The sequence below is a fragment of the Vibrio sp. V03_P4A6T147 genome, from assembly GCF_002241085.1.
GTDB lineage: Bacteria > Pseudomonadota > Gammaproteobacteria > Enterobacterales > Vibrionaceae > Vibrio > Vibrio anguillarum.
This window is the reverse complement of sequence record NZ_NDIO01000258.1, coordinates 1-19,801: the sequence shown is the minus strand read 5'-3', so window position 1 is coordinate 19,801 and position 19,801 is coordinate 1. Positions and strand designations below refer to the sequence as shown.

At 45.9% G+C, this 19,801-nt stretch carries 32 protein-coding genes; 23 read left to right on the top strand and 9 right to left on the bottom strand.

What is annotated here, in order from left to right:
* The first annotated feature begins 7 nt into the window (after positions 1-7).
* From rpsC to rplQ, 21 genes are all read left to right on the top strand, one after another.
* Positions 8-706: a 30S ribosomal protein S3 gene (gene rpsC / locus B9J84_RS10265; protein WP_010318764.1), complete on the top strand. Its 699-nt coding sequence runs from the start codon at positions 8-10 to the stop codon at positions 704-706.
* A gap of 11 nt (positions 707-717) precedes the next feature.
* Positions 718-1,128, top strand: a complete 411-nt coding sequence (gene rplP / locus B9J84_RS10260; protein WP_010318765.1) for a 50S ribosomal protein L16 — start codon at positions 718-720, stop codon at positions 1,126-1,128.
* Positions 1,128-1,319, top strand: a complete 192-nt coding sequence (gene rpmC / locus B9J84_RS10255) for a 50S ribosomal protein L29 (RefSeq protein WP_010318766.1) — start codon at positions 1,128-1,130, stop codon at positions 1,317-1,319. The genes rplP and rpmC overlap by 1 nt, the downstream gene beginning before the upstream one ends.
* Positions 1,319-1,573 (top strand): 30S ribosomal protein S17, encoded by a 255-nt coding sequence (gene rpsQ, locus B9J84_RS10250; RefSeq protein ID WP_013855925.1) that lies wholly within the window; start codon positions 1,319-1,321, stop codon positions 1,571-1,573. The genes rpmC and rpsQ overlap by 1 nt, the downstream gene beginning before the upstream one ends.
* A gap of 160 nt (positions 1,574-1,733) precedes the next feature.
* Complete coding sequence (gene rplN, locus B9J84_RS10245) at positions 1,734-2,105, top strand: 50S ribosomal protein L14 (RefSeq protein WP_010318768.1); 372 nt, start codon at positions 1,734-1,736, stop codon at positions 2,103-2,105.
* A 12-nt stretch (positions 2,106-2,117) separates the two neighbouring features.
* Positions 2,118-2,435 carry a 50S ribosomal protein L24 gene (rplX, locus tag B9J84_RS10240; RefSeq protein ID WP_010318769.1) on the top strand — a complete coding sequence of 106 codons (318 nt, stop codon included), beginning with the start codon at positions 2,118-2,120 and terminating at the stop codon, positions 2,433-2,435.
* Between the two features lie 24 nt (positions 2,436-2,459).
* Positions 2,460-2,999: a 50S ribosomal protein L5 gene (rplE, locus tag B9J84_RS10235; protein ID WP_010318770.1), complete on the top strand. Its 540-nt coding sequence runs from the start codon at positions 2,460-2,462 to the stop codon at positions 2,997-2,999.
* 17 nt (positions 3,000-3,016) lie between these two features.
* Entirely contained in the window at positions 3,017-3,322 is a 306-nt protein-coding gene (gene rpsN, locus B9J84_RS10230) for a 30S ribosomal protein S14 (protein WP_010318771.1), read from the top strand.
* Positions 3,323-3,351: 29 nt separating this feature from the next.
* On the top strand, positions 3,352-3,744 hold the full coding sequence (gene rpsH / locus B9J84_RS10225; protein WP_010318772.1) for a 30S ribosomal protein S8: 393 nt from the start codon (positions 3,352-3,354) through the stop codon (positions 3,742-3,744).
* Positions 3,745-3,754: 10 nt separating this feature from the next.
* Positions 3,755-4,288: a 50S ribosomal protein L6 gene (rplF, locus tag B9J84_RS10220; protein WP_010318773.1), complete on the top strand. Its 534-nt coding sequence runs from the start codon at positions 3,755-3,757 to the stop codon at positions 4,286-4,288.
* Between the two features lie 9 nt (positions 4,289-4,297).
* Positions 4,298-4,651: a 50S ribosomal protein L18 gene (gene rplR, locus B9J84_RS10215; protein WP_013855926.1), complete on the top strand. Its 354-nt coding sequence runs from the start codon at positions 4,298-4,300 to the stop codon at positions 4,649-4,651.
* A gap of 14 nt (positions 4,652-4,665) precedes the next feature.
* Entirely contained in the window at positions 4,666-5,166 is a 501-nt protein-coding gene (gene rpsE / locus B9J84_RS10210) for a 30S ribosomal protein S5 (protein ID WP_010318775.1), read from the top strand.
* Positions 5,167-5,171: 5 nt separating this feature from the next.
* Positions 5,172-5,348 (top strand): 50S ribosomal protein L30, encoded by a 177-nt coding sequence (gene rpmD / locus B9J84_RS10205; RefSeq protein WP_004398455.1) that lies wholly within the window; start codon positions 5,172-5,174, stop codon positions 5,346-5,348.
* A gap of 5 nt (positions 5,349-5,353) precedes the next feature.
* Entirely contained in the window at positions 5,354-5,788 is a 435-nt protein-coding gene (rplO, locus tag B9J84_RS10200; protein WP_010318777.1) for a 50S ribosomal protein L15, read from the top strand.
* 20 nt (positions 5,789-5,808) lie between these two features.
* Positions 5,809-7,143: a preprotein translocase subunit SecY gene (secY, locus tag B9J84_RS10195; RefSeq protein WP_017046739.1), complete on the top strand. Its 1,335-nt coding sequence runs from the start codon at positions 5,809-5,811 to the stop codon at positions 7,141-7,143.
* A 27-nt stretch (positions 7,144-7,170) separates the two neighbouring features.
* Entirely contained in the window at positions 7,171-7,284 is a 114-nt protein-coding gene (gene rpmJ, locus B9J84_RS10190) for a 50S ribosomal protein L36 (protein ID WP_000868186.1), read from the top strand.
* 147 nt (positions 7,285-7,431) lie between these two features.
* Positions 7,432-7,788 carry a 30S ribosomal protein S13 gene (gene rpsM, locus B9J84_RS10185; RefSeq protein ID WP_010318779.1) on the top strand — a complete coding sequence of 119 codons (357 nt, stop codon included), beginning with the start codon at positions 7,432-7,434 and terminating at the stop codon, positions 7,786-7,788.
* Between the two features lie 20 nt (positions 7,789-7,808).
* Positions 7,809-8,198: a 30S ribosomal protein S11 gene (gene rpsK, locus B9J84_RS10180; RefSeq protein ID WP_001118870.1), complete on the top strand. Its 390-nt coding sequence runs from the start codon at positions 7,809-7,811 to the stop codon at positions 8,196-8,198.
* 27 nt (positions 8,199-8,225) lie between these two features.
* Positions 8,226-8,846, top strand: coding sequence for a 30S ribosomal protein S4 (gene rpsD / locus B9J84_RS10175; RefSeq protein WP_013855928.1), 621 nt, complete (start codon positions 8,226-8,228; stop codon positions 8,844-8,846).
* A gap of 23 nt (positions 8,847-8,869) precedes the next feature.
* A complete protein-coding gene (locus B9J84_RS10170; RefSeq protein WP_010318781.1) occupies positions 8,870-9,862 on the top strand; it encodes a DNA-directed RNA polymerase subunit alpha in 993 nt (330 codons plus the stop codon).
* Positions 9,863-9,888: 26 nt separating this feature from the next.
* Positions 9,889-10,275 (top strand): 50S ribosomal protein L17, encoded by a 387-nt coding sequence (rplQ, locus tag B9J84_RS10165; RefSeq protein WP_017042856.1) that lies wholly within the window; start codon positions 9,889-9,891, stop codon positions 10,273-10,275.
* Positions 10,276-10,455: 180 nt separating this feature from the next.
* Here rplQ and B9J84_RS10160 read toward each other — a convergent pair whose 3' ends face one another.
* Positions 10,456-11,076 (bottom strand): FKBP-type peptidyl-prolyl cis-trans isomerase, encoded by a 621-nt coding sequence (locus B9J84_RS10160; protein WP_010318783.1) that lies wholly within the window; start codon positions 11,074-11,076, stop codon positions 10,456-10,458.
* A gap of 235 nt (positions 11,077-11,311) precedes the next feature.
* Between B9J84_RS10160 and B9J84_RS10155 the strand changes: the two genes are divergently transcribed.
* Positions 11,312-11,875, top strand: a complete 564-nt coding sequence (locus tag B9J84_RS10155; protein ID WP_026027801.1) for a LysM-like peptidoglycan-binding domain-containing protein — start codon at positions 11,312-11,314, stop codon at positions 11,873-11,875.
* A 23-nt stretch (positions 11,876-11,898) separates the two neighbouring features.
* Here the strand turns inward: B9J84_RS10155 and B9J84_RS10150 are convergent, their stop codons facing one another.
* A complete protein-coding gene (locus B9J84_RS10150; protein WP_094124069.1) occupies positions 11,899-12,351 on the bottom strand; it encodes a GNAT family N-acetyltransferase in 453 nt (150 codons plus the stop codon).
* 177 nt (positions 12,352-12,528) lie between these two features.
* Between B9J84_RS10150 and dbpA the strand changes: the two genes are divergently transcribed.
* The gene (dbpA, locus tag B9J84_RS10145) at positions 12,529-13,914 is read left to right on the top strand and encodes an ATP-dependent RNA helicase DbpA (RefSeq protein WP_017042859.1); all 1,386 of its coding nucleotides are present in this window, start codon (positions 12,529-12,531) and stop codon (positions 13,912-13,914) included.
* A gap of 50 nt (positions 13,915-13,964) precedes the next feature.
* On the opposite strand, the gene B9J84_RS10140 is transcribed toward dbpA, so the two are convergent.
* From B9J84_RS10140 to B9J84_RS10110, 7 genes are read right to left on the bottom strand one after another with little or no spacing between them, the layout of a single operon-like run.
* On the bottom strand, positions 13,965-15,734 hold the full coding sequence (locus B9J84_RS10140; RefSeq protein WP_094124068.1) for a lysophospholipid acyltransferase family protein: 1,770 nt from the start codon (positions 15,732-15,734) through the stop codon (positions 13,965-13,967).
* Between the two features lie 4 nt (positions 15,735-15,738).
* Positions 15,739-16,191, bottom strand: coding sequence for a hypothetical protein (locus B9J84_RS10135; protein WP_013855934.1), 453 nt, complete (start codon positions 16,189-16,191; stop codon positions 15,739-15,741).
* A gap of 13 nt (positions 16,192-16,204) precedes the next feature.
* Entirely contained in the window at positions 16,205-16,642 is a 438-nt protein-coding gene (locus tag B9J84_RS10130; protein WP_094124067.1) for a YHS domain-containing (seleno)protein, read from the bottom strand.
* Positions 16,643-16,652: 10 nt separating this feature from the next.
* A complete protein-coding gene (locus B9J84_RS10125) occupies positions 16,653-17,420 on the bottom strand; it encodes an NRDE family protein (protein ID WP_094124066.1) in 768 nt (255 codons plus the stop codon).
* A gap of 1 nt (position 17,421) precedes the next feature.
* Positions 17,422-17,970, bottom strand: a complete 549-nt coding sequence (locus tag B9J84_RS10120; RefSeq protein WP_094124065.1) for a hypothetical protein — start codon at positions 17,968-17,970, stop codon at positions 17,422-17,424.
* 34 nt (positions 17,971-18,004) lie between these two features.
* A complete protein-coding gene (locus B9J84_RS10115; RefSeq protein ID WP_094124064.1) occupies positions 18,005-19,138 on the bottom strand; it encodes a D-alanine--D-alanine ligase in 1,134 nt (377 codons plus the stop codon).
* Positions 19,135-19,722: a DedA family protein gene (locus B9J84_RS10110; RefSeq protein WP_094124063.1), complete on the bottom strand. Its 588-nt coding sequence runs from the start codon at positions 19,720-19,722 to the stop codon at positions 19,135-19,137. Before B9J84_RS10110 ends, B9J84_RS10115 begins: the two co-directional genes overlap by 4 nt.
* Positions 19,723-19,801 lie beyond the last annotated feature (79 nt).

Below are 19,801 nucleotides of genomic sequence, written 5' to 3'. Positions count from 1 at the left end.
GTAAGCAATGGGTCAGAAAGTACATCCTAATGGTATTCGTCTTGGCATCGTTAAGCCTTGGAATGCTACATGGTTTGCTAACACCAAAGATTTCGCTGACAACCTAGACGGCGACTTCAAGGTACGTCAGTTCCTTACTAAGGAACTTTCAAAAGCGTCTCTATCACGCATCGTTATCGAGCGTCCTGCTAAGAGCATTCGTGTGACTATCCACACTGCTCGCCCAGGCGTTGTTATCGGTAAGAAAGGTGAAGACGTTGAGAAGCTACGCGCAGCTGTAGCTAAAATTGCAGGTGTACCAGCGCAAATTAACATCGCTGAAGTACGTAAGCCTGAGCTAGACGGCCAATTAGTGGCTGATAGCATCGCGTCTCAACTAGAGCGTCGCGTTATGTTCCGTCGTGCTATGAAGCGTGCGGTACAAAATGCTATGCGTCTAGGCGCTAAAGGTATCAAAGTGGAAGTAAGCGGTCGTCTTGGCGGCGCTGAAATTGCACGTTCTGAGTGGTACCGTGAAGGCCGTGTGCCTCTACACACTCTACGTGCTGACATTGATTACGCAACTTCTTCGGCTCACACTCAATACGGTGTGATCGGCGTTAAAGTTTGGATCTTCAAGGGTGAAATCCTTGGTGGTATGCCAGCTGCAAACGCTGTTGAGCCAAAGGCTGACAAGCCTAAGAAGCAGCGTAAAGGCCGTAAGTAAGGAGTCGACTGATGCTACAACCTAAACGCACTAAGTTCCGTAAGGTTCATACTGGTCGCAACCGCGGTCTAGCTAAAGGTACTGACGTAAGCTTCGGTACATTTGGTCTTAAAGCCGTTGGACGTGGTCGTCTAACTGCTCGTCAGATCGAAGCGGCACGTCGTGCAATGACACGTCACGTTAAGCGTCAAGGTAAAATCTGGATCCGTGTGTTCCCAGATAAGCCAATCACTGAAAAACCACTAGAAGTTCGTCAAGGTAAGGGTAAAGGTAACGTTGAGTACTGGGTAGCCCAAATCCAACCTGGTAAGGTTATGTACGAAATGGACGGTGTACCTGAAGAATTGGCACGTGAAGCGTTCCGCCTAGCGGCTCGTAAACTGCCATTCAAAACTACATTCGTAATTAAACAGGTGATGTGATGAAAGCACTAGATCTACGCGCAAAAAGCGCTGAAGAGCTTAACGCTGAGCTACTGAATTTGCTACGTGAACAGTTCAACTTGCGCATGCAAGCTGCAACTGGTCAACTACAGCAAACTCATACTTTGAAAGCTGTACGCCGTGATATCGCACGCGTTAAAACTGTTTTGACTGAGAAGGCAGGCGAATAATGAGCGACAAAATTCGTACTCAACTAGGTCGTGTTATTAGTGACAAGATGGATAAATCTATCACTGTTGCTATCGAGCGCATGGTGAAACACCCAATTTACGGTAAATTCGTAAAGCGTACGACTAAAGTACACGCACATGACGAAAACAACGAGTGTGGCCTAGGCGATACCGTTGAGATTCGTGAGTGTCGTCCTCTGTCTAAGACTAAGTCTTGGACATTGGTTAAAGTTATAGAAAAAGCGAAGATGTAATCATCGTTATTCTATGATTTTAAACGGCTCCAAAGTTTTTTTGGAGCCGTTTATTTTTTGTCTACCCAATCTTAGGAAAGGGTGGTACAATTCGCGTCCCTTTTAAAGAGGCAGCCCGACCCGAGAGGGTCTAGTTTTAATATTTAGCGGAGCACTAACAATGATCCAAATGCAAAGTACACTTGATGCAGCTGATAACTCAGGCGCGCGCAAGGTAATGTGTATTAAGGTTCTGGGTGGCTCTCACCGCCGTTATGCACATATCGGTGACATCATCAAAGTTACAGTGAAGGAAGCAATTCCTCGCGGTAAAGTTAAAAAAGGTGATGTACTGAAGGCGGTGGTAGTTCGCACCCGTAAAGGCGTACGTCGTCCAGACGGTTCTGTCATTCGCTTCGACCGTAATGCTTGCGTATTGTTGAACAATAATACAGAGCAACCTATCGGTACACGTATCTTTGGTCCAGTGACTCGTGAACTTCGCAATGCGAAATTTATGAAAATCGTGTCACTAGCACCTGAAGTTCTGTAAGGAGCGGCACACATGGCAGCTAAAATCCGTCGTAATGACGAAGTAATCGTTCTTGCTGGTAAAGATAAAGGCAAGAAAGGTAAAGTAACTAAGGTTCTCGTAACTGGTAAAGTTATCGTTGAAGGTATCAACCTTGTTAAGAAACACCAAAAGCCGGTTCCGGCTCTAGGTCAACAAGGTGGCATCGTTGAGCAAGAAGCAGCTATTGATGCTTCTAACGTTGCAATCTTTAACGCAGCAACTGGTAAAGCGGACCGTATCGGTTTCCGTTTTGAAGACGGCAAAAAAGTTCGTTTCTTCAAATCTAACGGTGAAATCGTTTCTAACTAATTAGAAGTAATTTGGAGTTCTACTATGGCGAAACTGCATGATTACTACAAGTCGTCTGTAGTGACTGAACTGACCAAACAGTTCGGTTACACAAGCGTCATGCAAGTCCCTAGGATTGATAAAATCACCCTAAACATGGGCGTTGGTGAAGCTATCAACGATAAGAAACTATTAGAAAATGCAGCAGCTGATATGGCTACGATCTCTGGTCAAAAACCACTGATCACTAAAGCTCGTAAATCTGTTGCAGGTTTCAAAATTCGTGAAGGCTACCCAATTGGTTGTAAAGTAACCTTGCGTGGCGAACGTATGTGGGATTTTTTAGAGCGTTTAATCTCTATTGCACTTCCACGTGTACGTGACTTCCGTGGTGTTAGCGCTAAGTCTTTTGACGGACGCGGTAACTACAGCATGGGCGTTCGCGAGCAAATCATCTTCCCAGAAATCGACTACGATAAAGTCGATCGTGTACGCGGTCTTGATATCACTATCACGACTTCTGCTGGTACCGATGAGGAAGGCCGTGCTCTGCTGGCTGCCTTTAACTTCCCATTCCGTAAGTAAGGTGAAGGGTTACTGTTATGGCTAAACAATCAATGAAAGCACGTGAAGTAAAACGTGCAAAGCTAGTAGCTAAGTTCGCAGAAAAGCGTGCAATGCTAAAAGCTACCATCAGCGATGTAAACGCATCTGAAGAAGATCGTTGGAACGCAGTTCTTAAACTGCAAGCTCTTCCACGTGATTCAAGTGCTTCACGTCAGCGCAACCGTTGCAACCAAACTGGTCGTCCACACGGTTTCCTACGTAAGTTCGGTCTAAGCCGCATCAAAGTTCGCGAAGCTTGCATGAAAGGCGAGATTCCTGGACTTCGTAAGGCTAGCTGGTAATTGCCACTTAATCATTTGGAGTAAATCTTATGAGCATGCAAGATCCGATTTCGGATATGCTGACCCGCATTCGTAACGGTCAGGCAGCAAATAAAGTTGCTGTAAAAATGCCTTCTTCAAAGCTTAAAGTTGCAATTGCTGCACTGCTAAAAGCTGAAGGTTATATCGCAGATTTCGCTGTTGAAGGCGAAGTAAAACCTGAGCTAGAAGTTACTCTTAAGTACTTCCAAGCTAAACCAGTAATCGAGCAAATCCAACGTGTTTCACGTCCTGGTCTACGCGTTTATAAGAAAAAAGACGCGTTACCAACAGTGATGGGCGGTATGGGTGTTGCTGTGGTGTCCACTTCCAAGGGTCTGATGTCTGACCGTGCTGCTCGCAAAGCAGGTCTTGGCGGTGAAATCATTTGCTACGTAGCGTAAGGAGTAGGATATGTCTCGTGTTGCTAAAGCACCTGTCGCTATTCCAGCTGGCGTAGAGGTGAAACTAAACGGCCAAGAAATCACTGTAAAAGGTGGTAAAGGTGAGCTGACTCGCGTCCTGAATAAAGGCGTAGTTATTGCACAGGAAGAAAACAACCTTACTTTCGGTCCTCGTGAAGGTGTTGCTAACGCTTGGGCACAAGCAGGTACTGCTCGTGCACTAGTAAACAACATGGTTGTTGGTGTTACTGCAGGCTTTACTAAGAAGCTTGTTCTTAAAGGTGTTGGTTACCGTGCTGCTATTAAAGGCAACTCAGTAAGTCTTACTTTAGGCTTCTCACACCCTGTAGAGCATGAACTACCAGCGGGTATCAATGCTGAATGTCCTAGCCAAACTGAAATTGTCCTAACTGGTTGCGATAAGCAAGTAGTGGGTCAAGTTGCGGCTGACATCCGTTCTTACCGTGAGCCAGAACCTTATAAAGGTAAAGGCGTCCGTTACGCAGATGAAAATGTGCGTAGTAAAGAAGCTAAGAAGAAGTAAGGTAACACTATGGATAAGAAAGCATCTCGCATCCGTCGTGCTACACGCGCACGTCGTAAGATTGCTGAACTGGGTGCAACTCGCCTAGTAGTACACCGTACTCCTCGTCACGTGTACGCTCAGGTTATCGCATCAAACGGCTCTGAGGTTATCGCAGCAGCTTCTACTGTAGAAAAAGCGATCCGTGAGCTAGTTAAGAACACCGGTAACGTAGACGCAGCTAAAGCGGTAGGTAAAGCTATTGCAGAACGCGCTCTTGAAAAAGGCGTATCAGCTGTTGCGTTTGATCGTTCTGGTTTCCAATACCACGGTCGAGTAGCGGCGCTAGCAGAATCTGCTCGCGAAGCTGGTCTGAAATTCTAAGGTAGGGTTGGAAGATGGCTAAAGAACAACAACAAGCTAGTGATTTGCAAGAAAAATTAATCGCAGTTAACCGTGTTTCTAAAACGGTTAAAGGTGGTCGAATCATGAGCTTTACTGCACTAACTGTAGTTGGTGACGGTAATGGTCGCGTAGGTTTCGGATACGGCAAAGCTCGTGAAGTACCTGCAGCGATTCAAAAAGCAATGGAAAAAGCGCGTCGTAACATGGTTACTATCGCTCTTAACGAAGGCACTCTTCACCACGCGGTGAAAGGTCGTCACTCGGGCTCTAAAGTTTACATGCAGCCAGCTGCAGAAGGTACAGGTGTTATCGCCGGTGGTGCGATGCGTGCTGTACTAGAAGTTGCCGGTGTACATAACGTACTTGCGAAAGCGTACGGTTCTACTAACCCAATCAACGTTGTTCGTGCAACAGTTGCTGGTCTAGTAGATGTGAAGTCACCAGAAATGGTTGCAGCTAAACGTGGTCTCACTGTTGAAGCGATTTCGGAGTAAGCACCATGGCAACTATTAAAGTAACTCAAACTAAAAGCTCAATTGGTCGTCTACCAAAGCACAAAGCTACTTTGCGTGGTCTAGGCCTTCGTCGTATCAACCATACAGTAGAACTTGAAGATACACCGTGTGTACGCGGTATGATCAACAAGGTTTACTACATGGTTAAAGTTGAGGAGTAATCAGAATGCGTTTGAATACTCTATCACCGGCTGCTGGTTCTAAGCACGCTCCTAAGCGTCTAGGCCGTGGTATCGGTTCTGGCCTTGGTAAAACAGGTGGCCGCGGTCACAAAGGTCAAAAGTCACGTTCTGGCGGTACAGTTCGTCCAGGTTTTGAAGGCGGTCAAATGCCTCTAAAACAACGTCTACCTAAATTCGGTTTCACTTCTCGTAAGAGCCTAGTGTCTGCTGAAATTCGTCTAGCTGAGCTAGCGAAAGTTACGGGTGACGTGGTCGATCTAAACAGCTTGAAAGCAGCTAACCTAATCACTAAGAACATCGAAAATGTTAAAGTTGTTCTTTCTGGTGAGATTAGCAAAGCAGTGACTGTGAAAGGTCTTCGCGTGACTAAAGGCGCTAAAGCTGCAATCGAAGCTGCAGGCGGTAAAATCGAGGAATAATCTCGAGGAACGAGGTACAGATGGCTAAGAAACCAGGACAAGATTTTCGTAGTGCTCAGAGCGGCTTAAGTGAGCTAAAGTCGCGCTTATTATTCGTAATTGGTGCACTTTTAGTATTCCGAGCCGGTTCTTTTGTGCCGATTCCTGGTATTGACGCAGCTGTACTTGCCGATTTGTTCGAACAGCAAAAAGGTACCATCGTTGAAATGTTTAACATGTTCTCCGGTGGTGCTCTTTCGCGTGCATCTATCTTAGCATTGGGCATCATGCCGTATATTTCGGCGTCAATTGTTGTCCAATTGCTAACTGTAGTTCATCCAGCGTTAGCCGAACTCAAGAAAGAGGGTGAGGCAGGGCGTCGTAAGATTAGCCAATATACGCGTTATGGCACGCTTGTACTTGCAATATTCCAAGCTATTGGTATCGCAACAGGCTTACCAAACATGGTCAACAATCTGGTTGTTATCGACCAAACCATGTTTACCCTGATTGCTACCGTGAGTTTAGTAACTGGCACCATGTTCTTAATGTGGTTAGGTGAACAAATTACTGAGCGTGGAATAGGAAATGGTATTTCCATTTTGATTTTTGCAGGTATTGTTGCTGGATTGCCTTCGGCAATCGGACAAACGATTGAGCAAGCGCGTCAAGGTGAATTGCATGTGCTTCTTCTGTTGTTAATTGCGGTACTTTCTTTTGCTGTAATTTATTTCGTTGTTTTCATGGAACGTGGTCAGCGTCGTATTGTCGTTAACTATGCAAAGCGTCAACAAGGTCGTAAAGTGTTTGCAGCGCAAAGTACTCACTTGCCATTGAAAATTAATATGGCGGGTGTAATACCTGCAATTTTTGCATCGAGTATTATTTTGTTCCCAGGAACATTAGCTCAGTGGTTTGGTCAAAATGGTGAGAGCAGCACATTCGGTTGGTTAACTGATGTGTCTTTGGCTCTTAGCCCTGGTCAACCTCTGTACGTTATGCTTTATGCAGCAGCGATTATTTTCTTCTGTTTCTTTTACACAGCGTTGGTGTTTAACCCTCGTGAAACAGCGGATAACTTGAAGAAGTCCGGTGCGTTCGTACCCGGCATCCGCCCAGGTGAGCAGACAGCGAGATACATTGATAAAGTAATGACCAGACTAACCTTAGCGGGTGCTCTCTACATTACCTTTATCTGTCTGATTCCCGAGTTCATGATGGTCGCGTGGAACGTACGTTTCTACTTCGGCGGCACATCACTACTTATCGTAGTGGTTGTGATTATGGACTTTATGGCACAGGTACAGACTCATATGATGTCCCAACAGTATGATTCTGTGTTGAAAAAAGCAAATCTGAAGGGCTACGGCCGTTAATTCAGATTTCACTTACGGAGTTTAGCAATGAAAGTTCGTGCTTCCGTTAAAAAAATCTGTCGTAACTGTAAAGTAATCAAGCGTAACGGCGTCGTTCGCGTGATTTGCAGTGAGCCAAAGCACAAGCAGCGCCAAGGCTAATTAGCAGAAATTTTTACTTGAAATATAAAGGTCGGTCGAGTATATTCCTCGGCCTACCTTTTGTGTGCAAAAGAAGTAGTATGCCGCAGCGTATCCTCGACGGGCTTTGCTGCGGATAATTTCTTATATAAGTACTAGGAGTGAATAGTGGCCCGTATAGCAGGCATTAACATTCCTGATCAGAAGCATGCTGTAATTGCATTAACTGCAATCTACGGCATCGGTAAGACCCGTTCGAAAGCTATCTTAGCTGATTTGGGTATTGCTGAAAGTGTTAAGATCAGTGAACTAACTGAAGAGCAGATCGATCTACTGCGTGATGGTGTAGCTAAATACACTGTAGAGGGTGATCTTCGTCGTGAAGTTTCCATGAACATCAAGCGTCTTATGGACCTTGGCTGTTACCGTGGTCTTCGTCATCGTCGCAGTCTACCACTACGTGGACAGCGTACTAAAACCAACGCTCGTACCCGTAAGGGTCCGCGTAAACCGATCAAGAAATAGTCGGAAGGGTATAGAGTACAATGGCAAAACAACCAACTCGCGCACGTAAGCGTGTACGCAAGCAAGTTGCTGATGGCGTAGCGCACATCCATGCATCTTTCAATAACACAATCGTAACTATCACAGACCGTCAAGGTAATGCCCTAGCTTGGGCAACTGCTGGTGGTTCTGGTTTCCGCGGTTCTCGTAAGTCTACTCCGTTCGCTGCACAGGTTGCTGCTGAGCGTTGTGCTGAAATGGCTAAAGAATACGGCCTTAAGAACCTAGAGGTTATGGTTAAGGGTCCAGGTCCAGGTCGTGAATCAACTGTTCGCGCGCTGAACGCTGCTGGTTTCCGTATCACTAACATTGTTGATGCGACACCAATCCCTCATAACGGTTGTCGTCCACCTAAGAAACGCCGCGTATAACGTTTCTAGGAAGATTGGAGAAAGATCATGGCAAGATATTTGGGTCCTAAGCTGAAGCTTAGCCGCCGCGAAGGTACTGACTTGTTCCTTAAGTCAGGCATTCGTGCGATTGATACCAAGTGTAAAATTGACAACGCACCAGGTGTACACGGCGCTCGTCGCGGTCGTCTATCTGAGTACGGTGTTCAGCTTCGTGAGAAGCAAAAAGTTCGTCGTATTTATGGCGTTCTAGAAAAACAATTCCGTAACTACTACAAAGAAGCTGCACGTCTTAAAGGCAATACTGGTGAAAACCTACTTCAGCTTCTTGAAGGTCGTCTTGATAACGTAGTTTACCGCATGGGCTTTGGCGCTACTCGCGCAGAAGCACGTCAGCTAGTAAGCCACAAAGCTATCCTAGTTAACGGTAAAGTTGTAAACGTTCCTTCTTTCAATGTTGCGGTTAACGACGTTGTTGCAATCCGTGAGAAAGCTAAAAAGCAATCTCGCATTAAAGCAGCTCTAGAAGTTGCTGAACAACGCGAAAAACCAACTTGGATTGAAGTAGATGGCGGCCAAATGGAAGGTACATTCAAGCGTATGCCTGAGCGTTCTGACCTGTCAGCTGACATCAACGAACAATTGATCGTCGAGCTTTACTCTAAGTAAGGTTAAACTAAAGAGAGGACACAATGCAGGGTTCTGTAACAGAATTTCTTAAGCCACGTCTTGTTGATATCGAACAGATTAGCACGACACACGCAAAAGTAACTCTTGAGCCGTTAGAGCGTGGTTTCGGCCATACTCTGGGTAATGCACTTCGCCGTATTCTTCTATCTTCAATGCCAGGTTGTGCTGTAACTGAAGTGGAGATTGAAGGCGTACTACACGAGTACAGCACCAAAGAAGGCATTCAAGAAGATATCCTTGAGATCCTTCTGAACCTAAAAGGTTTGGCTGTTCGCGTTGCCGAAGGCAAAGATGAAGTGTTCATTACGCTAAACAAATCAGGCTCGGGCCCTGTTGTTGCAGGTGACATCACCCATGATGGTGATGTAGAGATCACTAACCCTGAGCACGTGATTTGTCATCTAACGGATGACAACGCTGAGATCGCTATGCGTATCAAAGTAGAACGTGGTCGTGGTTATGTTCCAGCTTCAGCTCGTATCCATACTGAAGAAGATGAGCGTCCAATCGGTCGTCTACTTGTAGATGCTACTTACAGCCCAGTAGACAAAATTGCCTACTCTGTGGAAGCCGCTCGCGTAGAACAACGTACTGATTTAGATAAGCTCGTTATCGATATGGAAACGAACGGTACTCTAGAACCTGAGGAAGCAATCCGTCGTGCAGCAACTATTCTTGCTGAACAATTGGATGCGTTCGTAGATCTTCGTGATGTACGTGTACCTGAGGAGAAGGAAGAGAAGCCAGAATTCGATCCAATCCTACTGCGTCCTGTAGACGATCTTGAACTAACAGTTCGCTCTGCTAACTGTTTGAAAGCAGAAGCGATTCACTACATCGGTGATCTAGTACAGCGCACTGAGGTTGAGCTACTTAAAACGCCAAACCTTGGTAAGAAATCTCTTACAGAGATTAAAGACGTGCTTGCATCACGTGGTCTATCTTTGGGCATGCGCCTAGAGAACTGGCCGCCAGCGTCTATCGCTGAAGATTAATCGATACTAGTTAGAAGGATTAGGTCATGCGCCATCGTAAGAGTGGTCGTCAACTCAACCGCAACAGCAGTCATCGCAAAGCGATGTTCAGCAACATGGCTAGCTCTCTAGTACGTCATGAAGTTATCAAGACTACTTTGCCAAAAGCAAAAGAGCTACGTCGCGTCGTTGAGCCTTTGATTACACTAGCTAAGACTGACAGTGTTGCAAACCGTCGTCTAGCATTTGCTCGCACTCGTGATAACGAAGTTGTGGCAAAACTATTTAACGAACTAGGTCCACGTTTTGCAGCTCGCCAAGGCGGCTACACACGTATCCTAAAGTGCGGTTTCCGTACTGGTGATAAAGCTCCAATGGCATACATTGAGCTTGTCGATCGCCCAGAAGTAGCTGTAGAAGCTGCTGCTGAGTAATCAGTTCGTATAATTAAAAAAGCCGAGTAGTAATACTCGGCTTTTTTGTATGCGTAGATTTTATCTTTGAACACGGGCTAACCAGATAAGTATGCGTAGTGTCGTTTTTGATAGGTGCTAAGTAAGAAATACTAATAAAAAAAGGTCAGCGAATGCCAACCTTCTCACTATCAATTCTATTTATAGAATATCGAGTAGCTCTACTTCAAATACTAGAGCTGCAAAAGGAGGAATTGCAGCGCCAGCGCCACGCTCACCGTAGGCAAGATCTTGTGGAATATAGAGTTTCCATTTTGAACCCACAGGCATCAGTTGTAGTGCTTCTACCCAACCTTTGATTACACCTGTTACTGGGAATTCAGCTGGTTGACCGCGAGATACTGAGCTATCAAATACTGTACCGTCAGTCAATTCACCGTGGTAATGAACACGTACTTGCTTGTCAGATGTCGGGATATCCCCCGTACCTTCTGTAAGAATTTCGTACTGTAGACCAGATTCAAGCACGGTCACTTCAGGGCGTAGTGCGTTATCTGTTAAGAATACTTCACCGTCGGCGGCGGCTGCTTTGGCAGCTTCTTGGCGTAGAGATTCTGCACGCATGTGCAACTCTTGCAGTGCATTATTGATTTCATCAATTTCAATTGATGGCATGTCGCCTACTAATGCGGTTGCGATACCTGCGGCGATGGCGTCAACGTTAAGTCCTTCTAGACCACTACCCGCAAGTTGTTGGCCCATTTGTAGACCGATACCGTAGCTTGCTTTTTGCTCTACAGTGTCAAATTTTACTTCAGACATAAACAGTCACTCTTTTTATGTAAATAAACAAGTGCCAAAGGATATCAGTTTCAAGCATGGGATGAAATGCTAATGGGAAATATCCAATATTGAACCTTCAGGTTGTGACAAATCGCAGATCCCAAAGAAAAATGTTCAAGATTGTGTCAACGTTTACGTTATCGCCACCTTGGCTCTATACTGATCCCTCTTGAGTTTTTATACTGTAGCTCGACAGAAAAGGAGACGGGTTAAGATGAATCGTCGTCACAAGAAGAAACCGCAAACTGATTATTTAGCGTTTATCCAACAGAAGTGGCATGCATTCGATTGGCGTGGCCTTATTTTACGTGTTCGCACAGTTTGGCTGGCGCTGCCTAAGCTTCACCAGCGCGCTTTATTAGCGATCGTTCCAGTAGTGTGTTTGCTCATTATTATTCCTTTTCCTGAGCGAACAGAGCAGGCCGCTCTACCGAAAAGTAGTGAGCGTGTGGAAATCAGCATTAATACGGTTGGGTTGAGTGAACAAAAAACGCCTCAACAAACCGATCGTAAATCTGAGTTCTGGCGAGAGTACACGGTTAAAAACGGGGACACTTTGTCGCAGGTTTTTCGGGCAAATGATTTACCGATGTCTGATCTTAATGCCTTAGTCAAAATTGAAGGCAGTGACAAACCGCTCAGCCAAATTACCCAAGGCCAATTAGTTCGTTTCAAACTCGCGGCTGATGGGCAACTCGATATCCTGCAACTTGAGAAAAACGATCAATCAGTGATGTTTTTCAGGCGCTCAGATGGCGGATTTGGCCGTAGTAAATAACACGCTTTGATCAAGAGGGTTATTTACTTGCTGAGCTGCATGTCGATATGCGGGATATCATCTTCTAGATACATCGCCGACGTTTGTTGAAAACCATAACTTTGATAGAAGCTAGCAAGATAGTGCTGTGCACCAATTTCAATATCTTGATTAGGCCACAGCTTCTGGCATTCGGCTAATGCTTGCTGCATTAATTGGTGTCCAAGGCCATTTCCTCTCGCTTCTTTTTGGGTTGCAATGCGACCAATGCTGACACTTGGGTAGCTAATCCCCGCAGGGAGTAAGCGCGCGCAGGCAACAATCTGCTGATCCTGTTCACCAATTAAATGAAAAACACCCAGCTGAATATCCTTATTATCCAATTCAGGGTAAGGACAGGTTTGTTCGACCACAAAGACATCGACGCGCAGTTTAAGTAGCGCATAAAGTTGATGAGTGGTTAATTGTGAGAATGAAAGACAGTGCCAAGTAATCATCGTAGTGCCCCTTTAAAAATGGATGTTGTTACTCTATCAAGCTTAAGTGCATGATTCATTAACAAAGGTTAAGAGTGAGCTACAAACTTGATGAATGATAAATAAAGATTCACTAGCCACACGAGGTTAAATAACGATAATAGGCGTTTAATTTTCGTCTAACGAAAGGACGGTCTCTTGAGTAATCTCTCTTTTTCAACGGTAAATCTACAACCAGAACTTCTTTCTAACCTCGATACTTTGGGATACACCAAGATGACGCCGATTCAGGCGTTAAGCTTGCCAACCATTTTGGCGGGTAAGGATGTGATTGGCCAAGGAAAAACAGGCTCAGGAAAAACAGCAGCGTTTGGTTTAGGCGTATTATCTAACCTCAACGTTAAGCGTTTTCGCGTTCAAGCTTTGGTGCTATGCCCAACGCGGGAGTTAGCCGATCAAGTCGCAACGGATATTCGCACACTCGGCCGCGCCATTCATAATATAAAAGTGCTCACCTTGTGTGGCGGCATGCCAATGGGGCCACAAATTGGTTCGTTAGAGCACGGTGCACATATTTTGGTTGGTACTCCGGGGCGTATTCTTGACCATTTAGACAAAGGTCGTATCGATCTCTCTGAACTCAATACGTTAGTGCTTGATGAAGCGGACCGAATGCTCGAAATGGGTTTCCAAGAAGCGCTGGATGCGATCATCAATGAAACGCCAACCAGCCGTCAAACATTGCTGTTTAGTGCTACGTTCCCAAATCAAATCAAACAAATTGCGCAGCGGATTATGCGTGAGCCTGAAATGGTCAAAGTTGAATCCACCCATGATACGTCCAGCATTCAGCAATATTTTTATAAAGTAGAGGGTACAGAGGCGCGTGATCGCGCGTTAGAACTACTGCTTTTACACCATCAGCCTGAATCTGCCGTGGTGTTCTGTAATACAAAGAAAGAAGTACAAAGTGTTGCTGAAGATCTACATCACAAGGGCTTTAGTGTGGTGGAACTGCATGGTGATTTAGAGCAGCGTGACCGTGACCAAGCTTTGGTGCAGTTTGCTAATAAAAGTATCTCCATTTTAGTTGCAACCGATGTGGCGGCACGTGGCCTTGATGTCGATAACTTAGATGCGGTATTTAACTTTGAGTTATCACGTGATCCTGAAGTGCACGTACACCGCATTGGGCGTACTGGCCGAGCGGGCAGTAAAGGTTTAGCCTTTAGCTTCTTCAGTGACAGTGAAATGCACCGAGTGGCGATGATTGATGAATATATGGATATGCCCATCGAACCTGCTAAATTGCCTGATGCTAGTGCGCTAAACAACGCGCCTTATCAAGCTAATATGGTCACTATCCAGATTGATGGCGGTAAAAAGCAGAAAGTACGCCCGGGAGATATTCTAGGGGCGTTGACCAGTAACGACGGTATTGACGGTCAATATGTCGGTAAAATTAACATGTTACCGATGCGCAGCTACGTTGCAGTCCATAAATCGGTGGCGAAAAAAGCACTGAAGAAAATGGAAAGCGGTAAGATGAAAGGACGCCAATTTAGAGCACGCCTTCTAAAATAAGCCCCTTCATTTAGAATTAAAGCCAGCGAACAACTCGCTGGCTTTTGCGTTTATGAGGGCTTTGAACTGAAAGGTGTCGAATTCAAATAAGCGCTGGCCTGCTCCTTACCCATGTATTTTGCCAGTGTATGCAGCGGAACTTGTTTCAAGTTCACCACAATTAAGCCATCCAACGCATTGTTAAACGCGGGGTCGACATTAAAACAGACGAGCTTGCCATTCATCCCTAAATATTGGCGCAGCAATACAGGAAGGCCCTTGCCATTTTCCATTTTTGCTAACACTTTCGACAGCAGAGAAATGCTTGCCAAAGAGGAGAGCAAGTTGGTTTGCCAAAATGTGTTCCCATTGCTCCGTAGTGGAGTGGAAGGTGAAACCAAGGTTGCCTTTTCATGATCATAATGATGAATAGAGAGTGTGGCGGCCATTAATTGTCGCGCGGAGTGGCTGTAATCGTTGCTAATGCTTACTGGGCCAAACAAGTGCGTGTATTGTGGATGACGCGCGACAAACGCAGCAATACCTTTCCACAGCATTAACAGTGAGTTGAGGTTGCGCTGGTATTTCGAGGAAACCACCGAGCGGCCTAGCTCAATACTGGTATCTAGTGTGTTGATGAAGGCTTCATCATACTGAAATAAGCTACGGGAATAGAGCCCTGCTAACCCTTGCTTCGCTATCAGTTCATCCACTAACCCCAATCGATAAGCTCCAACAATTTGACGGTCTTTCTTGTGCCAAACAAAGAGCTGGTAGTAATGGCGATCATACTCATCAAGATCACAAGCTAAGCCGCTTCCTTCACCTACGGCGCGAAAACTCTCTTCACGAATTCGACCAATCTCTTGCAGTATGTGGGGTAACTGCTCGCTTGCGGCGCAATAGACAATCCAATCACCTTGCTCTAAGAGCTTGCTTTCGCTTGGCAGCGCGGCGAGATCTTGCTCAAGCTTCTCTACAATAAGCGCATCAATAATAGGAAGGGGCGATGTCACTAATTCTGGTGAGGATGGCGTTGCGGAAGGTGTTGCACTCATTAAATAGGTATTGAGACGCAGATAATGAACAATGTCCCGTTCTTGTTCAAATGCTTTTACTTCTGAATAGGGGATGGGATTGCCGATGGAAATTTCAATGTTGTGCGCCTGCTTATTCAGTAGCTCGCGGCCGAGCAATGCCGTTCGCAGTAGTGGATGAATTCGCCCCGCTTGATAAAACAGAGTGCTATTTTTACCATTAATAAAGATTGGGACGGTGGTGGCTTGGGCGCGTTTAACAAATTTGGCGACGGATTGACTCCATTCGATATCCGACAGTGTTTGCGATCCTTTGGGGTAAGTAGATACCTCACCAGCAGGGAAGATAATCAATAAGCCACCTTGAGCCAAATGAAGATTCGCATCTCGAATGGCTTGCGCATTGGTGCTGCGAGCACTTTTGCTATTGAACACATCGACACCGATAAAGAGTTCACTAATTTCAGGCAGGCGCTTTAGCAACTGATTCGCCAGCACTTTAATATCGGTGCGTACTGAACCAATTAAATCGGCTAATATCACCCCTTCAATTGCGCCCAGCGGGTGGTTAGCGACGATCACCACCGGCCCTGTTTGTGGAATATTATCGATGCTGCCTAAAGCAAGGCGATATTCGATGTTGAGTGCCGCTAGCGTGTAGCGCATAAACTCAAAGCAAGAGGGTTTGGCAGGACGCTGCTGATACAGTTTATCCAGTGTTGCAAGCCCAGAGGCCCATTCAACAATTGATTCTGCGACGCCAAATGGAGTGTGTCGTGGTAAACGAAAAGGACTGGCTAGCATATAATTACACTCCTTTATTCAGCCACTGGTGCAATAAACCATCACCGTTTTTGAGATCACGCCGCACCAAAAAAGCCGCACACAACCAAACAAGACAAGCCATCGCAAATAGCAGGCCGCTATCATTGCCGACCACTTCTCCTACTTGGTTAAACTCTGGCATCACAATGCCAAGAGGCGTAAATAAATGAAAGAAAATCGCACCACTCATAATGCCGACGCTCATCAGTGCACCAAGGCCATGCCAGCGGCTAAACAGCAAAATAGAGGCTATCAGTTCAGCCGTTCCGATTAAATACCCGCCATACACAGCAAACCAACCGAGGCCAGACCACGCACCTAAGGTGCCAAAAATATAGTTGGTTTCGTAAGAGCCGGAAAATTTAAAGACAAGCGATTGAATAAAAACAAACGCAATCAAGAGTGAGGGGAGATGCTGGCTAGCTTTAAACGTCATGGTGTGGCTCCTACTACTTAATTAAATTGGGCCAATTTTTATCGGCTTGTTGGATGTGCACCGCTTGGTTGGCATCCCATAATGTTTTGATCTTTTTGTCGTAATTGAGATAGAGCTTGTCGTCGACAATCGCCCATTGATTGGGATCTCCCGGAGCAAAATCGTTCTTTTCAGAGACGGCCCAAGCGCAGTAGCCGCCATATTGCGGCGCATATTGGTTAGGGTTATTCAGAAACAGTTCAAGGTTCTCTTTTGAAGAAAAATACCACTGAGCATTTTTATAAAGGGTCGAAAAATCGGAGGAGCCTTTTACTGGCTCTCCTTTGGTGAAGTAGGCGACGGTGTCATAGCCACTAAGCGCTTTATTGCTCAGAAAGCTGGTGTAAATTTCATCCTCAGCGAGGCTCACGCTGCTGACAAACAGCAGTAATAGTCCTAGTAAACGTTTCATTGTTGATTCCTCATAAATTGGCGACCCAAGGCGTGGTTTTGTCGATCTCATTACGCTGCTGGTGGAGTGATGTCTCACTGAGCTGTAAGCAAGGTGAACCTGAGATATAGGTCATATACTGCTGCTGTTGTGTGACGCGTAAATAGGTAAAGCTAACGGTGTGCGCATCTTGACGATGCATACAGGGTGCCCAATGTGGATGGGCGACATGGTGGTGGGCGTGAAACTTTAGGCGCTGTTGCACACTATCTTCCTCGGCGATTAAAGCTTGATAGAGCTGCGAGCGGTAGTGTTGCACCTGTTCTAAATCGACACTGGATGAAAATAGAGGCGATTGCGTCACCGCAATTTGGCTCTGTTCACCATTCCACGCCAGAGCCATTACATTGCCTTGTACATCAGTTAAATCAGGGTCGAAAGCAAGCAAAGTGAATGGTGCAAATTGCTGAAGGTTGAGCTGTGCAAACGCTTGGATAACCTTCTCAACACTGATTTGACTGGATAAATGCTTAAGCAATTGACCGCGGCTCACTAAGCGTTCGGCATCGGCTCCTTGGGGGATTTTACCTTGGTAATTATTGAGCAAGCACAAAGCCAAACCGCATTCATTAAGGCTGATCCAACTGCCTCCACCGGCAGGATCAATCGGCATCAACACTTCAACACCAGCTTGCGTGTATTGTTTAGGCGGCAACGCTAATGGGCGGTTTTTTTGTTCATCACGGTTAAAAAACAGATGATAGCCGTGTTTGTCGAGTAACCAAGAAACTGAGCACATGTTATTGCCCCCGAATGAAGGAGGCCGTGGCTGGCGCTAAGCCGAAAGCAGCATCGGTTTCTACATGCAGCAAATGAGCAACCACTTTAGCCATCGCAAAATGGTGCTGTGCATGCAAAGTGGCGAAGCTTAACTCTCGCTCCCATGTTGATGAGAGAGAGCACACTTGCGTTTCCTGCAATGAGGTTTCAACAAGTACCGTAACGGATTTTTGGAGTGAGGCCGAGCACTGCGTTAACCATTGAATTAAATACTCAATTTCGGCCAAGGCCGCAGCGCGGGACGTCTCAACGAGGTGGCCCCGGCGGCGTTGGTTGTAATCAATAGTGCTAGTTGAGTTAGCCAGCGCATGAAACAGATCCAACCAATGACGAAAATGTTGCCCCACTGAACTGGCGACAATTGGCGTGGCTAAGTGAGTGTAGTGCCTATCTTCTAACTGTTCGAGAAATAGGTGCGCTTGTTCCAGTGTTTCAATGCCGCCTTGGATCACGGGGGAATGATTAGGCTGCGATGCGCTTTGTTGTGAACTTGTGGTGATTGCAAACATATTTCTATCCCTATGATTGTTCTTATGGATAAGGTTAATCCGTGCTTGGGTAGTGTTCGGTTAAGGCTTTTTCTTTGCGCCAAGCGTTCAGCAGTTCAGCCATTTTGGGTGTTTGATGGCCTAACTTTCGCTGCTGCGCGCCAATGTCGAATAAGATTCGGTACTGCCTAAGTAAGGTTGAGAAGATCTCACGCAGCGGTGTTTCTCTATCCCAAATATGAGCGGCTTCACTGCTTGCGCCATTGATTTCCAAAATCGTGAACTGTTCTCCAGCCATCAATTGGTGAATATTGGCAAACTTGATATCGAGCCGCCCATAATGAAACCCGTCAACATTGTTAAAAATCTCATCCAGCTTGTTGGTGAGAGCGCGAGTAATGTAACGGTTACCATTGCGGAAAATCGATCCGCGACTATGGCTGCCCGCAAAGGCGAGTTGAAACTCCTGCCCTGCTGCAAGAACCCAATCGAGCTTCTCAAGGTGGCGAGGAAAATAGAGGTGAGGGAGTTGCCCTGCGCGTGGGCAGCGTTCAATTAACTGCTTTAAAGTGTGAATGCCATCCCCAGTGACAAACGGGGCGTATTTAAGCGTGATGGAAATAATGTTGCCTTGAGCCTCACCGGGATAGCGCACATAAAACACGCCAGCTTCAGCTTGATACGGCGCTTTTTGTTGCAGTAAAAAACGGGCGTTAATTGGGAATGATTGAATGTAGTCACTCAGTTGCTGTTCATTTTGCAGCAGTTTGACGCCTACGCCGCGGCAGCCTAAATCTGGTTTAGCGACAAGAGGGAAATCCAACGATGCTTGTTGCATTGCAGACAGAGCCTGTGCTGTTTGCTGCTGAGCGGTTTGATGGCTTTTCGTTCGGGTGATAAAGGGCGATATCCACTGCTGAGCGTATTCACCGGCTAGATTAAGAATGTCGTGTTTTGACTCTCCAACCATGCCGCTGAGCTTGATGCCGGGGTTTGCAATTAAGGGTAAGCCCCAGTTGCCATAACGCAGCCCTTGCAGCAGGCTTTGAATCACCACCGGAGTGTAGAAAAACCAACTGGGCAGAAATTCATAAGGAGAAATGCTGCGTTTGGTGTCTTGCTCTAAAAGCGGCATACCCGCGTTGATTTTGCCATGTGCAATACAAGGTATTTCTAATTTGGCGTTCATGACAATCCTTTAGAAAATGATTTGTTGAGAAGACGATTGGTGAGCATTAATAGCCCAACCGCGATAGGAATAATGATCCATTGATAAGGAGAGGACTGTTGCCAAACCTGACTCCCTAGGTAATAAAGCGTTGAAAAAACGATCAGTGTCCACAGCGCTGTGGCCGTCAGTACGGAGCACAGAAATAGCGCCAACGGAATAGAAAAAAAGCCGCTCAAAGTAAAACCCACCGTTCTTAGGCCGGGGACAAAGCGAATAATAAACAGATTTAAAAAAGTATGATGGTGCAGCTTGCGACGGACGGTTCGAAAATGTTTATTGGTCAGCGCTTTATAACGAAGCGGACGAACGCGTTGTGCCACTTGGCCTAAGTAATACAAACCGAGATCGCCACTAACAATGCCGACAAAAATAGCCAACAACGCCAAGCCGGGGGGCATGAGATTTTGCAAAGCCAGTGTGGCGGCGGTGACAATAGCGACATCCTCTAACAAATAGGAAAGCAAAATTACGCCGATGAATAGTAAAGTCAGTGAATGACTTTCGGCTGTTAGAAAGGTTTGAATGTCGATAGCAAGCCCCACACTTCCTCCTTAGCAAATTATGATCAAGTATAGAATAAGGCGCTGATTGCGCTTTTATTCTCATTACGAGGACAAAGAC

Coding starts and splice junctions, on each gene's coding strand:
- rpsC (WP_010318764.1), top strand. CDS start 8: ATGGGTCAGAAAGTACATCCTAATGGTATTCGTCTTGGCATCGTTAAG.
- rplP (WP_010318765.1), top strand. CDS start 718: ATGCTACAACCTAAACGCACTAAGTTCCGTAAGGTTCATACTGGTCGC.
- rpmC (WP_010318766.1), top strand. CDS start 1,128: ATGAAAGCACTAGATCTACGCGCAAAAAGCGCTGAAGAGCTTAACGCT.
- rpsQ (WP_013855925.1), top strand. CDS start 1,319: ATGAGCGACAAAATTCGTACTCAACTAGGTCGTGTTATTAGTGACAAG.
- rplN (WP_010318768.1), top strand. CDS start 1,734: ATGATCCAAATGCAAAGTACACTTGATGCAGCTGATAACTCAGGCGCG.
- rplX (WP_010318769.1), top strand. CDS start 2,118: ATGGCAGCTAAAATCCGTCGTAATGACGAAGTAATCGTTCTTGCTGGT.
- rplE (WP_010318770.1), top strand. CDS start 2,460: ATGGCGAAACTGCATGATTACTACAAGTCGTCTGTAGTGACTGAACTG.
- rpsN (WP_010318771.1), top strand. CDS start 3,017: ATGGCTAAACAATCAATGAAAGCACGTGAAGTAAAACGTGCAAAGCTA.
- rpsH (WP_010318772.1), top strand. CDS start 3,352: ATGAGCATGCAAGATCCGATTTCGGATATGCTGACCCGCATTCGTAAC.
- rplF (WP_010318773.1), top strand. CDS start 3,755: ATGTCTCGTGTTGCTAAAGCACCTGTCGCTATTCCAGCTGGCGTAGAG.
- rplR (WP_013855926.1), top strand. CDS start 4,298: ATGGATAAGAAAGCATCTCGCATCCGTCGTGCTACACGCGCACGTCGT.
- rpsE (WP_010318775.1), top strand. CDS start 4,666: ATGGCTAAAGAACAACAACAAGCTAGTGATTTGCAAGAAAAATTAATC.
- rpmD (WP_004398455.1), top strand. CDS start 5,172: ATGGCAACTATTAAAGTAACTCAAACTAAAAGCTCAATTGGTCGTCTA.
- rplO (WP_010318777.1), top strand. CDS start 5,354: ATGCGTTTGAATACTCTATCACCGGCTGCTGGTTCTAAGCACGCTCCT.
- secY (WP_017046739.1), top strand. CDS start 5,809: ATGGCTAAGAAACCAGGACAAGATTTTCGTAGTGCTCAGAGCGGCTTA.
- rpmJ (WP_000868186.1), top strand. CDS start 7,171: ATGAAAGTTCGTGCTTCCGTTAAAAAAATCTGTCGTAACTGTAAAGTA.
- rpsK (WP_001118870.1), top strand. CDS start 7,809: ATGGCAAAACAACCAACTCGCGCACGTAAGCGTGTACGCAAGCAAGTT.
- rpsD (WP_013855928.1), top strand. CDS start 8,226: ATGGCAAGATATTTGGGTCCTAAGCTGAAGCTTAGCCGCCGCGAAGGT.
- B9J84_RS10170 (WP_010318781.1), top strand. CDS start 8,870: ATGCAGGGTTCTGTAACAGAATTTCTTAAGCCACGTCTTGTTGATATC.
- rplQ (WP_017042856.1), top strand. CDS start 9,889: ATGCGCCATCGTAAGAGTGGTCGTCAACTCAACCGCAACAGCAGTCAT.
- B9J84_RS10160 (WP_010318783.1), bottom strand. CDS start 11,076: ATGTCTGAAGTAAAATTTGACACTGTAGAGCAAAAAGCAAGCTACGGT.
- B9J84_RS10155 (WP_026027801.1), top strand. CDS start 11,312: ATGAATCGTCGTCACAAGAAGAAACCGCAAACTGATTATTTAGCGTTT.
- B9J84_RS10150 (WP_094124069.1), bottom strand. CDS start 12,351: ATGATTACTTGGCACTGTCTTTCATTCTCACAATTAACCACTCATCAA.
- B9J84_RS10140 (WP_094124068.1), bottom strand. CDS start 15,734: ATGCTAGCCAGTCCTTTTCGTTTACCACGACACACTCCATTTGGCGTC.
- B9J84_RS10135 (WP_013855934.1), bottom strand. CDS start 16,191: ATGACGTTTAAAGCTAGCCAGCATCTCCCCTCACTCTTGATTGCGTTT.
- B9J84_RS10130 (WP_094124067.1), bottom strand. CDS start 16,642: ATGAAACGTTTACTAGGACTATTACTGCTGTTTGTCAGCAGCGTGAGC.
- B9J84_RS10125 (WP_094124066.1), bottom strand. CDS start 17,420: ATGTGCTCAGTTTCTTGGTTACTCGACAAACACGGCTATCATCTGTTT.
- B9J84_RS10120 (WP_094124065.1), bottom strand. CDS start 17,970: ATGTTTGCAATCACCACAAGTTCACAACAAAGCGCATCGCAGCCTAAT.
- B9J84_RS10115 (WP_094124064.1), bottom strand. CDS start 19,138: ATGAACGCCAAATTAGAAATACCTTGTATTGCACATGGCAAAATCAAC.